At 74.4% G+C, this 13,234-nt stretch carries 12 protein-coding genes; 6 read left to right on the forward strand and 6 right to left on the reverse strand.

Annotated features, from left to right (window positions below):
- Nucleotides 1-52 precede the first annotated feature (52 nt).
- A complete protein-coding gene (locus tag LWC35_RS04460) occupies nucleotides 53-1,453 on the forward strand; it encodes an ATP-binding protein (RefSeq protein ID WP_232868592.1) in 1,401 nt (466 codons plus the stop codon).
- Nucleotides 1,446-3,401 (forward strand): vWA domain-containing protein, encoded by a 1,956-nt coding sequence (locus LWC35_RS04465; protein WP_232868593.1) that lies wholly within the window; start codon nucleotides 1,446-1,448, stop codon nucleotides 3,399-3,401. The genes LWC35_RS04460 and LWC35_RS04465 overlap by 8 nt, the downstream gene beginning before the upstream one ends.
- Before the next feature lie 92 nt (nucleotides 3,402-3,493).
- On the opposite strand, the gene LWC35_RS04470 is transcribed toward LWC35_RS04465, so the two are convergent.
- On the reverse strand, nucleotides 3,494-4,351 hold the full coding sequence (locus LWC35_RS04470; RefSeq protein WP_232868594.1) for a LysR family transcriptional regulator: 858 nt from the start codon (nucleotides 4,349-4,351) through the stop codon (nucleotides 3,494-3,496).
- Nucleotides 4,352-4,421: 70 nt separating this feature from the next.
- Here LWC35_RS04470 and LWC35_RS04475 point away from each other — a divergent pair, with 70 nt between their 5' ends.
- Both LWC35_RS04475 and LWC35_RS04480 read left to right on the forward strand, forming a co-directional pair.
- The gene (locus tag LWC35_RS04475; RefSeq protein WP_232868595.1) at nucleotides 4,422-5,429 is read left to right on the forward strand and encodes a bile acid:sodium symporter family protein; all 1,008 of its coding nucleotides are present in this window, start codon (nucleotides 4,422-4,424) and stop codon (nucleotides 5,427-5,429) included.
- Nucleotides 5,430-5,508: 79 nt separating this feature from the next.
- Nucleotides 5,509-5,676, forward strand: a complete 168-nt coding sequence (locus LWC35_RS04480; protein ID WP_232868596.1) for a hypothetical protein — start codon at nucleotides 5,509-5,511, stop codon at nucleotides 5,674-5,676.
- A 6-nt stretch (nucleotides 5,677-5,682) separates the two neighbouring features.
- Here LWC35_RS04480 and LWC35_RS04485 read toward each other — a convergent pair whose 3' ends face one another.
- The 5 genes from LWC35_RS04485 to LWC35_RS04505 all read right to left on the reverse strand — a co-directional run bounded on the left by LWC35_RS04485 (nucleotide 5,683) and on the right by LWC35_RS04505 (nucleotide 11,115).
- Complete coding sequence (locus tag LWC35_RS04485) at nucleotides 5,683-6,483, reverse strand: CPBP family glutamic-type intramembrane protease (protein WP_232868597.1); 801 nt, start codon at nucleotides 6,481-6,483, stop codon at nucleotides 5,683-5,685.
- Nucleotides 6,484-6,546: 63 nt separating this feature from the next.
- Complete coding sequence (locus LWC35_RS04490) at nucleotides 6,547-7,740, reverse strand: N-acetylglucosamine-6-phosphate deacetylase (protein ID WP_232868598.1); 1,194 nt, start codon at nucleotides 7,738-7,740, stop codon at nucleotides 6,547-6,549.
- Nucleotides 7,737-8,744 (reverse strand): SIS domain-containing protein, encoded by a 1,008-nt coding sequence (locus LWC35_RS04495; RefSeq protein ID WP_232868736.1) that lies wholly within the window; start codon nucleotides 8,742-8,744, stop codon nucleotides 7,737-7,739. Before LWC35_RS04495 ends, LWC35_RS04490 begins: the two co-directional genes overlap by 4 nt.
- 29 nt (nucleotides 8,745-8,773) lie before the next feature.
- Nucleotides 8,774-9,691, reverse strand: a complete 918-nt coding sequence (locus LWC35_RS04500; protein WP_232868599.1) for an N-acetylglucosamine kinase — start codon at nucleotides 9,689-9,691, stop codon at nucleotides 8,774-8,776.
- Nucleotides 9,688-11,115 (reverse strand): sugar porter family MFS transporter, encoded by a 1,428-nt coding sequence (locus LWC35_RS04505; protein WP_232868600.1) that lies wholly within the window; start codon nucleotides 11,113-11,115, stop codon nucleotides 9,688-9,690. Before LWC35_RS04505 ends, LWC35_RS04500 begins: the two co-directional genes overlap by 4 nt.
- Nucleotides 11,116-11,222: 107 nt before the next feature.
- On the opposite strand from LWC35_RS04505, the gene LWC35_RS04510 reads away from it, so the two are divergent.
- The gene (locus tag LWC35_RS04510; RefSeq protein ID WP_232868601.1) at nucleotides 11,223-11,918 is read left to right on the forward strand and encodes a GntR family transcriptional regulator; all 696 of its coding nucleotides are present in this window, start codon (nucleotides 11,223-11,225) and stop codon (nucleotides 11,916-11,918) included.
- Nucleotides 11,919-11,971: 53 nt separating this feature from the next.
- The gene (mshC, locus tag LWC35_RS04515) at nucleotides 11,972-13,210 is read left to right on the forward strand and encodes a cysteine--1-D-myo-inosityl 2-amino-2-deoxy-alpha-D-glucopyranoside ligase (RefSeq protein ID WP_232868602.1); all 1,239 of its coding nucleotides are present in this window, start codon (nucleotides 11,972-11,974) and stop codon (nucleotides 13,208-13,210) included.
- Nucleotides 13,211-13,234 lie beyond the last annotated feature (24 nt).

The raw sequence follows: 13,234 nt of genomic DNA on the forward strand, positions 1-13,234 counted from the left end.
CAGACGGGGAAACGTTGCGCGGTAATCATGGCGCGGGCGTAGCGTGGAACCCGTGCCCGTCACACCACCGTCTGATCTTCCCCGCACCCTCGGCGCCCTCCGTGCCTCCGGGCACGAGCTCAAGGGCGTCAAGACCGAGATCCGCGACAACCTGCTCGCCGCCCTCCGCGAGGGCCGCGACCCCTGGCCGGGCATCGTCGGCTTCGAGTCCACCGTGCTCCCGCAGCTGGAGCGGGCCCTGATCGCCGGCCACGACGTCGTGCTCCTGGGCGAGCGCGGCCAGGGCAAGACCCGTCTGCTCCGCTCGATCGCGAACCTGCTCGACGAGTGGGTCCCGGTGGTCGAGGGCTCCGAGCTGGGCGAACACCCGTACGCGCCCATCGCGCCCGAGACGATCCGGCGCGCGGGCGAGCTGGGCGACGACCTGCCCGTCGGTTGGCTGCACCGCTCCGAGCGGTACACCGAGAAGCTCGCCACCCCCGACACCGCCGTCGCCGACCTGATCGGCGACGTGGACCCCGTCAAGGTCGCCGAGGGCCGCTCCCTGGGCGACCCCGAGACCATCCACTTCGGCCTCGTGCCGCGGGCGCACCGCGGCATCGTGGCGATCAACGAGCTGCCCGACCTCGCCGAGCGCATCCAGGTCGCGCTGCTCAACGTCATGGAGGAGCGCGACATCCAGGTCCGCGGCTACACGCTGCGGCTGCCGCTCGACGTCCTGCTGGTCGCGAGCGCGAACCCGGAGGACTACACCAACCGCGGGCGGATCATCACCCCGCTCAAGGACCGTTTCGGCGCGGAGGTGCGCACGCACTACCCGCTCGAGGTGTCCGACGAGGTCGCGCTGGTGCTCCAGGAGGCCCACCTGGCCGCGGAGGTCCCACGGCACCTGGTCGAGGTCGTCGCCCGGTTCACCCGGCACCTGCGCGAGTCGAGCGCGGTCGACCAGGGCTCCGGCGTGTCCGCCCGGTTCGCCGTGGCGGCCGCGGAGACCGTGGCGGCGGCGGCCCTGCGCCGTGCCGCGCTGACCGGGGAGGCCCGCGCCTACGCCCGGCCGGTCGACCTCGAGGCCGTGCCCGCGGTGCTCCGCGGCAAGATCGAGTTCGAGTCCGGTGAGGAGGGCCGCGAGGAGGAGATCCTCGAGCATCTGCTGCGCCGGTCCGTCGCCGACACCGCCCGGTTCGCGCTGCGCGGGGTCGACCTGGGCGAGCTGGCCGACGAGGTGGCCACCCGGCCGGTCCGCACCGGCGAGCGGGTGCCCGCGGCCGAGGTCGTCGCCAAGCTGCCGACCGTCGGCTCGCTCACCGAGGTCGCCCGGCGACTCGGCGCCGAGGGCACCGAGGACCCGGGCCCGATGGCGTCCGCCGCCGAGCTGGCCCTGGAGTACCTGTTCCTCACCCGCAAGCTCGCCAAGGACGAGACCGACGACGGCGACACGGTGGAGTATGGCTGATCCCCGCAGGAGAAGGCTTCGCTACGCCTACGGTCCCTACGCCGGCGGCCCGGACCCGCTCGCCCCGCCGTTCGACATCCGCTCGGCGGTGGACCAGATCGGCCGGGACGTCATGGAGGGCTCCTCGCCGCGCCAGGCGCTGCAGGAGCTGCTCCGCCGGGGTCTCGACGGCCGCCGCGGGCTCGACGACCTGACCCGCCAGGTCTGGGAACGTCGCCGCGACCTGCAGCGGGACAACCGGCTCGACGGCACGCTGCAGGAGGTCCGCGAGCTCCTGGCGCGTGCCCTCGACGCCGAGCGCGAGGCGCTGGGCAACGAGGACTCCGACGACGCACGGTTCCGCGAGATGCAGCTCGACGCCCTGCCGAACGACACCGGCGGCGCCGTCCGCGAGCTCAACGAGTACGACTGGCGCTCGTCGGAAGCCCGGCAGGCCTACGAGGACATCCGCGACCTGCTCGGCCGGGAGATGCTCGACCAGCGCTTCCAGGGCATGAAGCAGGCGATGGAGAACGCCACGCCCGAGGACGTCGAGCGGATCCACGAGATGATGTCGGATCTCAACGACCTGCTCGAGCACCACGCGCAGGGCCAGGACACCGCGGACGAGTTCCGCGAGTTCATGGACAAGCACGGGGAGTTCTTCCCGGAGAACCCGCAGAACACGGACGAGCTGGCGGACCTGCTGGCGCAGCGGGCCGCCGCGGCCCAGCGGATGCTCAACTCGATGTCGGCCGAGCAGCGCGCGGAGCTGATGGAGCTGGCCCAACAGGCCTTCGGCGACCCGCGACTGGCGCAGCAGATGGCCCGGCTCGACGCCCAGCTGCAGGCGATGCGGCCGGGCGAGGACTGGGAGGGCTCCGGCCGGTTCCGCGGGGAGAACCCGATGGGGATGGGCGAGGCCACCCGGGCCCTCGAGGAGCTGGGGCAGCTCGACTCGCTGGCCGAGCAGCTCTCGCAGAGCTACCCGGGCGCCCGGCTCGACGACATCGACCTCGACGCGCTCACCGAGATGCTCGGCGAGCAGGCCGGTGTCGACGCCCGCACCCTGGCCCAGCTCGAGCGCGAGCTGCAGCGGCAGGGCCTGTTCGAGCGGGCCGCCGATGGGTCGCTGTTGTTGTCGCCCAAGGCCTTGCGCCGGCTGGGGCAGTCGATCCTGCGCGACGTCGCGGAGCAGCTGTCCGGGCGCACCGGGCAGCGGGACACCCGCCGCGCCGGGTCCGCGGGCGACGCGACCGGGCAGACCCGGCCGTGGGCCTTCGGCGACACCGAGGCGTGGTCGGTGCCGCGGACGTTGCTCAACGCCCAGCTGCGGCGGGCCGGCGGCGACCCGCGGGCGCTCGACGTGAGCGACGTGGAGATCGTCGAGACCGAGCAGCGGACCCGCGCGGCGGTCGCGCTGCTGGTCGACACGAGCTGGTCGATGGTCGCCGAGGGCCGGTGGGTGCCGATGAAGCGCACCGCGTTGGCGCTGCACCAGCTGATCTCCACGCGGTTCCGCGGCGACGCGCTGCAGCTCGTGACCTTCGGGCGGCACGCGCAGTCCGTCGAGCTGGGGGAGCTGGTGGGCCTGGAGGGGGCGTACGCGCAGGGCACCAACCTGCACCACGCCCTGCTGCTCGCCGGGCAGCACCTGCGCAAGAACTCCGACGCCACCCCGGTGGTCCTCGTGGTCACGGACGGCGAGCCGACCGCGCACCTCGAGCCGGACGGCGAGGCCTACTTCGACTACCCGCCCAGCCCGCACACGTTGCGGGCGACGATCGGAGAGCTCGACAAGCTGGCCGGGCTGAAGGCCGCGTTCACGTTCTTCGTGCTGGGCGACGACCCGCGCCTGGCCGTGTTCATGGACGACGTGGCCAAGCGGGTGGGCGGCCGGGTGGTGAACCCGACCCTCGACGGACTCGGCGCCGAGGTGGTCGCGGACTACCTGAAACGCCGCTCCTGACCCCGTCGCATTATGGAACCATAACGCTCGATTCGAGCCCGTCAGATCGCATTATGGTTCCATAGTGCGTCAAATGCGGGGGGAAATTCGCGTTAGGGTTCCATAATGCGGTTCTGCAGCGTGCCTGCGCTGTCCAGGATCGCCCCGGCCAGGGCCTCGGCCGGGGCGGTCAGGGCGCGGCGGCCGGTCTGCAGGGTGAAGTCGAACTCCCCGAGGCGGGGCAGTCCGGCGACCGGGGCCAGCCCGGCGGGGATCAGCGTCTCGGCGTGGGCGACGACGCCGAGCCCGGCGAGAGCGGCCGCCCGCAGCCCGGACAGGGATCCACTGGTGCAGGCCATCCGCCACGGCCGGCCCGCGGCCTCGAGCGCCGCGATCGCCGCGGCCCGGGACAGGCTCGGCGGCGGGTAGCTGACCAGCGGGACCGCTTCGTCGTCGAGCCGGTGGCCGGGGGCGGCCAACCAGACGAACCGGTCGTGCCAGACCGGGGTGCCGCCCGTGCGGCCGGGGGAGCGCTTGGCGAAGAGCAGGTCGAGCTCACCGCGGTCGAGCTCGGCCTCGAGTGTCTCGCTGAGCCCCACCGTGAGCTCCAGGTCCACCTCGGGATGCCGGCGGCGGAAGCCGGCGAGGATCGTCGGCAGCCGGGTGAGCACGAGGTCCTCGGACACCCCGAACCGCAGCCGCCCGCGGACCCGCGCGCCGCGGAAGTGGGCCAGGGCGCGTGCGCCGGTGTCGAGGATCGTGGTGGCGAACTCCAGCATCGCTTCACCGTCGGGCGTGAGGGCGACGGTGTGGGTGTCGCGGGCGAGCAGCGTGCGGCCCACCTTCGCCTCGAGCTTGCGGACGTGCTGGCTCACCGTCGACTGCCGCACGCCGAGCCGGTCCGCGGCGCGGGTGAAGCTCAGCGTTTGCGCGACCGCGACGAACGAGCGCAGGGACACCGGGTCCAGCATCGGCTCATCGTAGTTCGTGATGACAGACAGAGCCGTGTGCGTGTTTCCGCATGAGCGAGGGTGGCGGAGGATGAACGCCGTGCTGCGGTGGTGGAAGCGTCTGCGGGACCGGATCCGGATCGACACGTTCCTGGTGCTGATCCTCCTCACGGTGGGGATCGCGGCGCTCCTGCCTGCCCGCGGGGCGGTGGCGACCGGCGTCGGGCACGCGACCACCGTGGCCATCGGCCTGCTGTTCTTCCTCTACGGCGCGCGGCTGTCCACCCGCGAGGCGATCGAGGGGCTGAAGCACTGGCGGCTGCACGGCACGGTCGTGCTGGCGACGTTCGTGCTGTTCCCGCTGCTCGGCCTGGCGATCCAGCTCGTCCCGTCCGCGCTGCTGCCCACCGAGCTCAAGCTGGGCGTGCTGTTCCTGTGCTGCCTGCCCTCGACGGTGCAGTCGTCGATCGCGTTCACCTCCGTGGCGCGCGGCAACGTGCCGGCCGCGATCTGCGCGGCGTCGCTGTCGAACCTGCTCGGCATCGTGGTGACCCCGCTGCTCACCGGTCTGCTGCTGTCGTCGCAGGGCGGGATCTCGGGGGGTGCGATCGTGGACGTCGCCCTGCAGCTGCTCGCGCCGTTCGTGCTCGGCCAGCTGCTCCGGCGCTGGATCGGCGGCTGGGTGGCCCGGAACAAGAAGTACCTGCAGGTCGTGGACCGGGGCTCGATCCTCCTCGTCGTGTACACGGCGTTCAGCGAGGGCATGGTGCAGGGCATCTGGGGACGGCTCTCCCCGGCGGCCCTCGGCGCCCTCCTGGCGACCTGCCTGCTGCTGCTCGGCGTGGTGCTGACGATCACCTGGGTCGTCCCGCGCCGGTTCGCGCGCGCCGACCGGATCACGATCCTGTTCTGCGGGTCCAAGAAGAGCCTGGCCAGCGGCCTGCCGATGGCGGGCGTGCTGTTCGCCGGCCCGCAGGTCGGCCTGCTCGTGCTGCCGCTGATGCTGTTCCACCAGATCCAGCTGATGGCCTGCGCGGCGATCGCCGGGCGCATGGCCCGGCACGCGGAGGAACCGGCCGCCGAACCCGTCCCCGCCTGACCCCGCTGGTCGTATCCCGGGGAACGCGAATGTGTGGTTCGGTGACCTGAGAGTGCCGACTCGCGGGGGAGGGAGCGGCATGTGGACCTGCGAACGCTGCGGGGCGACGGTCGAGGCCGACGAGCCCGCGCGCCTGGCCTGGAGCGTCGAGCGGGATCCCGACGGCCGGGAGAGCGCCCTCTGCCCGGCCTGTGCCCGCGCGCACGTCAGGGACATCGAGGCACGGCTGCCGCGCGGCTGGTGGTGACGGCGGTCAGGCCGTGCGCGCCGCGAACCGCGTCACCGTCGCCTCGTCCGGGGCCGTTCGGCGCATCCGTGGATCGAGCGCGAGGCCCACGGCGAGCACGGTCCAGAGCGCGCCCGTGATGAGGTCCATCCGAGCGGCGTCGGCGCCGGTGAGGCCGAGCACGGCGTAGCTGATGGTCCCCTGCAGGACGTGGAAGACCAGGGTGAGCAGCACGCTGCCGCGGGCCCGGTCGAACAGCCACACGTAGACGACCGTGATCACCACGGTCACCGGCAGGCCGACCGGGGCCAGCTGCCCGGTGACGACCAGCGGCAGGTGCCACAGCGCCACGACCGGGCCGAGGACCAGCGCCGCCGTGAGCGGTGTCCGCCTGACCTGCAGCCACGGCAGGGCGTAGCCGCGGAAGCCGGGCTCCTCGCCCATCGGTCCGTCGAGCGGGTTGACGAGCCGGACGGCCGCGACGAGTGCCAGATCGCCCCAGGCGATCCGGGCGAGGTCGGGCGCGGGGGCATCCCAGACGGCCACGTTCAGCGCCACGGCCAGCGCGAGCACGAGCAGCGGGACGACGATCGCGAAGGCCCAGGGCCCGACGCCGACCCGCCACCGGACGAGCCGCGCGCCCAGGTCCCGGTAGCCCGCGCGGCCGTCGGCGATGCCGGCCACGATCAGCGCCGCGAGCAGCGGCCCGCAGCTCCAGTGCGCCACCGGGGCGACACCGGCCGCCTGGAACGGCCAGGACCACCACGACAGCACGAAGGTGAGCAGGAAGAACGCGACGAGGCGGTGCCGGCGCACCAGTGCGGTCATGGCGGTCCCCCGGTCGGTGACGGGACCCCACCGTCCCGGCGTCCGGCCCGGGCGGGCATCGCCCTACGCGGGCGGTGCCACGGGGACCCCGCGCCGGTACACCTCCCGCACCTCCAGCCCGGGGGACAGCACGACGACGTCGGCGCGGCGGCCGGGCTCCAGTACGCCGACGTCGAGGCCGAGGGTGGCCGCGGGTGTCGACGCCGTCATCGCCACCGCCCTCACCAGGCCGGACGCCCGGTCGGGGGCGTGCTCGACGATCTGTCGGAACAGCGCGTCACCGGTGGCGGTGCTGCCCGCGATCGAGCCGCGCCCGGCGAGCCGGGCGACCCCGCCGGCGACCCGGACGTCGAGCTCGCCGAGCCGGTAGCGCCCGTCGGGCATGCCCGCGGCGACCATGGCGTCGCTCACCGCCGCCACCCGCGAAGGGCCGGCCGAGGCCAGCACCAGCTCCCACAATGCGGGGTGGACGTGCAGCCCGTCGGTGACCAGCTCGACGGTCACGCGCGGGTCGCCGAGCAGCGCGGCGGCGGGCCCCGGCTCGCGGTGGTGCAGCGGGGCCATCGCGTTGAACAGGTGGGTGCCGACCCGGGCTCCGGCCTCGATCGCCTCCCGGACCAGGGCGTACCCCGCGTCGGTGTGCCCGACGGCGGCGAGCGCACCCGACCCCGCCACCCGCCGGACGGCGTCGAGCCCGCCCTCCCGCTCCGGCGCCAGCGTGACCATCCGGACCGCACCGGTGCCCAGCAGGGCGTCGAGCTCGGCCGGATCCGGGTCGCGCAGCAGGGCCGGGTCGTGGGCGCCGCACCGGCCCTCGGCGAGCCACGGACCCTCGAGGTGCACGCCGGCGATCTCGCCCTCCTGCACCAGCCCGGCGAGGGCCGCGACCGCCCGCCGCAGCACCTCCGGCGTGGCCGTGACCAGCGAGGCGAGCGTGGTCGTGGTGCCGCGCGCGCGGTGGAAGGCCACCGCGCGGGCGGCCTCCTCCGGATCGCCGGTCGTGTAGGCGGCGCCGCCCCCGCCGTGCACGTGCAGGTCCACGAACCCGGGCACGACGACGGCCGCGCCCAGGTCCCGGTCCGCCGGCCGCGGCGGGCGGCCGATCCCGGTCGCGACGATGCGCCCGCCTGCGAGACCGACCCAGCCGGGACCGCACGAGCCGGGCAGGACGACGGTGTCGGCGGCGAGGATCACGACGTCGCCGCCCACCCGGTGACGTGCGGGGCGGTGGCCGCTCGCGGGGGAGGACGGCCTCACAGCGTCTCCGTGACCTTCCGCAGCCCCCGCGGCGCGTCCGGGTCGCCGCCGCGGTCGACGGCGACGTGCCGGGCCAGCAGCTGGAAGGGCAGGATCTCCAGCAGCGGGGCGAGCGCGTCGGCGGTTTCCGGGAGCACGATCCCCGCCCCGGCGCTCCCGACGGTCAGGACGTCCGCCCGCCGCTCCGCCAGGGCGTCGAGCACCGGGCGGAAGGCCTCGCCGCCCGGGCCCGCGGAGACCACCGCCAGCACCGGGACCCGCGGCTCCACCAGCGCGAGCGGCCCGTGCAGCAGGTCGGCCCCGGAGAAGGCCTGCGCCGAGACGTACGCGGTCTCCATCAGCTTCAGCGCCGCCTCGCGCGCGGTCGGGTACGAGTAGCCGCGCCCGGTCGTGATCATCCGCTCGGCGAAGCGGTACCGCGTCGCGAGGGCGGCGATCTCGGCGTCACGGCTCAGCACCTCGTCGCCGAGGTCGGGCAGCCCGTCCGCCACACCAGGGCCCCCGTGGACCCGGTCGAGCAACAGGGACAACGCCAGCAGCTGGGCCGTGTAGGACTTGGTGGCGGCGACGGCCCGCTCCGGCCCGGCGAGGACGTCGACGTGCGCGTCGGCCGTGGTGGCCAGGGCGGATCCCGCGTTGTTGGTCACCGACACGGTGAGCGCCCCGCCGGCCTTCGCGACCTCGAGCGTGCGGAGCAGGTCGGGGGACCCGCCGGACTGGCTCACGGCGATCATCAGCACGTCCCGCAGGTCCGGGCGGGCGCCGTAGGCGGTGAAGGTCGACGGCGAGACGAGGCCCGCGGGCAGCCCGAGCGTGATCTCGACCAGGTACTTCGCGTAGAGGGCGGCGTGATCGCTGGTCCCGCGGGCGACCAGCAGCACGAAGCGGGGGGACCGGCGGCGCACGAGCGCGGCCGCCGCGTCGACCCCGGAGGCGCCGGACGGGCCGGACTCGGCGAGCAGCCGCCGCCACACGGTGGGCTGTTCGGCGGTCTCCGAGGCCATCAGCGCGCCGGGGCCGCCGAGGGTCGTGGTCACGGGATCTCCTCCAGGACGGGAACGGCGCCGGCCGGGATCTCCGGGGCACCCACGAGGGCGCGTGCGAGGTGCAGCGCGCCGAGGACGGGGTCGGTGCGCAGGACCTGCAGGTCCACGCCGGGCAGCCGGTCGCGGACCATGCGCTGCAGCACCGGGCGGTGTACGGCGAACCCGCCGCCCAGCACGACCGGTCCGGCCAGGTCGAGCCGGTCGAGCACACAGCGGGCGAGGCCGGCGAGGGCGTCGGCGGCACGGCCGAGGATCGCGTTCGCGGCCGGGTCCTCGGGAGCGAGCCCGGCGACGGCGTCGGCGCGAGCGGCCCAGTACCGGCGGTCGGGCCGGCCGTACACGTGGTCGAGCAGCTCGGCACAGCCCCCCAGCCCGCAGCCGTCGAGCAGGGCCGCGGTCACGGCGTCGTGCGGCAGGCCCCGGTCGTGCCGGGCGAGCGCGTGCCGGACGGCCTCGCGGGCCACCCACCAGCCGCTGCCCTCGTCCCCGAGCAGGTAGCCCCATCCGCCGGCGCGGAAATGCCCGCCGTCGGGCCGCCGTCCCCAGGCGACCGAGCCGGTCCCGGAGATCAGCACGACGCCCGCGTCGAGCCCGGCCGCCGCCAGCATCAGCTGGGTGTCGTGCACGACCAGCACCCGGGCGTGCGGGACACGCTCGGCCAGCAGGGCGGTCAGCCGCGCGACGGTGGCGGGGGAGTCGGCGCCCGCGGCGCCGGCGCACACCGCCTCGACGCCGGCGAGGTCGCCGAGCCCGGCGAAGGCCGCGTCGAGCCGGCGCCCGGCCTCGGCGTCGCCCACCGAGGCGAGGTTGGCCGAGCCGGTCTCCGAGGTCCGGCGCCGCCCGTCGGTGCAGCGCAGCGCCCGCGTCGTCGAGCCGCCGATGTCCAGGGCGAGCAGGTCGGTCATCGCGTGGCCTCCCGCTCCGTGCCGTCCGTGACGGCCGGGTTCGTGCCGGCAGGGCTCGTGGCGGCCGGCCACCGGCCGTCGTTCTCCCAGTACTGCCGGATCTCCTCCAGCTCCCGGCCCCGGGTCTCCGGCGCGTAGCGGTGCACGAACACCATCGCCAGCAGGGCGAGTACCCCGAACACCACGAACGTCCCCACACCGCCGAGCCCGTCGAGCAGGGTGAGGAACACCGCCGCGACCACCGCGTTGGCCAGCAGGTCCGCGGTCAACATCGTGCTGGCGCCGAGCGAGCGCAGCCGGGAGGGGAAGGCCTCGCCCGCGTAGACCCACACCAGCGAGCCGAACCCGAACGTGAAGCCCACGGTGAACAGCACGAGCCCGATGAAGCCGAGGACCGTGCCGCCGCCCGTCGCGAACACCGCGATGAGCAGCACGTTCGCCAGCACCATGATCGCGATGCCGCCGAGCAGCACCGGGCGCCGGCCCATCCGGTCCACCGTCACCAGCGACCCGACGACGGCGACGAGGCCGGCCACCTGCACCAGCGCGGGCAGGCCGAGCAGGGCCGCGTCGCCGGTGAAGCCCATGGCCTCGAAGATCCTCGGCGAGTAGTAGACGATCGCGTTGATGCCGGTGATCTGGATGAAGAAGCCGAGCCCGACCACGAACAGCGTCGCGCGCAGGTAGGGCTTGCGCAGCATCTCCCGCCACACGCCGCGGCGGCGGGTCTCACCGGACTCGGTGGTGATGTCGGCCAGCGCGGCGTCGGCGTCGGCACCCGGGTCGAGGCGCTCGAGCACGGCGTGGGCCTCGGCGAGCCGCCCGCGCATCGCGTACCAGCGGGCGGTGTCGGGCAGGCGCACGATCATCAGCGTGACCAGCGCAGCCGGCACCGCGGCGAGGCCGAGCATCCAGCGCCAGCTGCCGCTCCCGGCCAGGGCCCAGGCCACGAGGTAGCCGGCGATGATCCCGACGACGGTGGCCACCTGGTAGAGCACGAGCAGCCCGCCGCGGACCCGGGCGGGGGAGGACTCCGCCACGAACACCGGCGCGACCACGATGGACACGCCGATCGTCAGGCCCAGCAGCACTCTCGAGACCAGCAGCATCGGCACGCTCACCGCCAGCGCCGAGAGCAGCGAGAACAGCCCGAAGGTCGCCGCGACGCCGATCATCGCCGGCTTGCGGCCGATCCGGTTGGCCAGCGCGCCGCCGCCCAGCGCGCCGAGGATCTGGCCCACGACGACGGCCGTGGTCACCAGCTCCTGCTGGTGCGTGCTCAGGCCGAAGTCCTTCGTCATGAACAGCAGCGCGCCGGCGATGTTCGACTGGTCGTAGCCGTAGATGACGCCGACGGTCGCGGCGGAGGCGGCGACGAGCAGCCCCAGCCTCGACGAGCCGCGCAGTTCCCCGATGAATCCCACGCTCGTGCCCCTTGTGATCGACACTGATTGGATCGCCACTGATTGGTCTATACCAAAGTGATGCCTGGTAGGTTGGCATAGACCAATCCCAGCGTCAAGGGGGCGTCGTGCGGGTGCCGCGGTACTGGACGGTGAAACAGGCCCTGCTGGGCCTGGTCGAGGCCGGGACGCCGGGCACCGCGCTGCCGACCGAACGCGAGCTCGCCGAGCGGTTCGACACGTCCCGGACCACGGTGCGGCAAGCCATCGCGGAGCTGGTCACCGAGGGGCGGCTGGACCGCACGCAGGGCAGCGGCACGTACATCGCCGAGCCGCTGCTCGTCGAGGTCCAGCAGCTCACGTCCTTCACCGACGACCTGGGGCCCGAACGGGTGGCCAACCGGATCCTCGACGTCCGCACCGAGCCGGCCGACGCCGAGACCGCCGGTCGGCTGGGCCTCACCGCCGGAGAACCGGTGCACGTCGTGGAGCGGGTCCGGCTGGTCGACGGCGTTCCCCTGGCCCTGGAGACCGCGCGGCTGGCCGGCGACCTGCCCGGGCTCGCGGCGGAGCTGGAGGCGCGGGGATCGCTCTACGCCACCCTGCGCGAGGCGTACGGGCGCGGGGTCGACCGCGTGCAGGACGCCGTCCAGAGCCGGCTCGCCGATCCGCGCGAGGCCGAGCTGCTCGCGGTCGACACCGGCCACCCGCTGCTGCTCGTCCGGCGGCTGAGCCACACGGCCGACGGCCGGCCCGTCGAGTGGACCCGGTCGGTGTACCGCGGGGACCGGTTCACGTTCGTCGCGCGGGCCCGCGCGGTGTGACCGTGGCGGGCGACGGGCCGGAGCACCCCCCGTGAGCATTTAGTGTGGACGGCATGCAGACCTGGGCCTCCGTCGACCTCCCCGTGCTCGAGGGGAGCGGTCCGCCGCTCCGCCTGTACGACACCTCGACCGCGCGGGTCCGGCCGACCGCGCCCGGCGCCACCGCCACGATGTACGTCTGCGGGATCACCCCGTACGACGCCACGCACCTCGGCCACGCGGCCACCTACCTGGCGTTCGACCTGGTCAACCGGCTCTGGCGGGACCTCGGCCACCAGGTGCACTACGTCCAGAACGTCACCGACATCGACGAGCCGCTGCTCGAGCGCGCCGAGCGCGACCAGGACGACTGGGTGGTGCTGGGCATGCGCGAGACCGCGCTGTTCCGCGAGGACATGGAGGCCCTGCGGGTCCTGCCGCCGCGGGACTACATCGGGGCGGTCGAGGCCATCCCCGAGATCGCCGAGCTGGTCGAGAAGCTGCTGGTCAACGGGGCGGCGTACCGGATCGACGACCCCGAGTACCCCGATGTCTACTTCGACTCCGCCGCCACGGGCCACTTCGGCTACGAGTCGACCTACGACGAGGAGACGATGGTCCGGCTGTCCCGCGAGCGCGGCGGCGACCCGGACCGTCCCGGCAAGCGCAACCCGGTCGACGCGCTGCTCTGGCGGATGGAGCGGCCCGGCGAGCCGGCGTGGGACTCCGACCTGGGGCGCGGGCGCCCGGGCTGGCACGTCGAGTGCGCGGCCATCGCGCTCAACCGGCTCGGCACCCAGATCGACCTCAACGGCGGCGGCTCGGACCTGATCTTCCCGCACCACGAGTGCGGCGCGGCCCACGCCGAGGCGCTGACCGGCGACCACCCGTTCGCCCGGCACTACGTGCACACCGGCATGATCGGGCTCGACGGCGAGAAGATGTCGAAGTCCCGCGGCAACCTGGTGTTCGTCTCGAAGCTGCGCTCCGCCGGCGTCGACCCGAGCGCGGTCCGCGCCGCGCTGCTCTCCGGGCACTACCGCGAGGACCGGGCCTGGACCGAGGACCTGCTCACCGACGCCCAGGAGCGGCTCGCCCGCTGGCGCGAGGCCGTCTCCCTCGACGCCGCGCCCGACGCGACCGGGCTGGTCGCGAGCCTGCGCGAGCACCTGGCGGACGACCTGGACACCCCGCGCGCCCTGGCCGCCGTCGACGCCTGGGCCGACGAGGCGCTGCAGCGGCGGGGCACCGACACCGTCGCCCCCGGTATCGCCCGCACCGCGATCGACGCGCTGCTCGGCATCGCCCTCTGACGGCCGGCGGACGGCACCCCGCGC

The organism is Pseudonocardia kujensis (assembly GCF_021283305.1).
Classification (GTDB): Bacteria; Actinomycetota; Actinomycetes; order Mycobacteriales; family Pseudonocardiaceae; genus Pseudonocardia; species Pseudonocardia kujensis.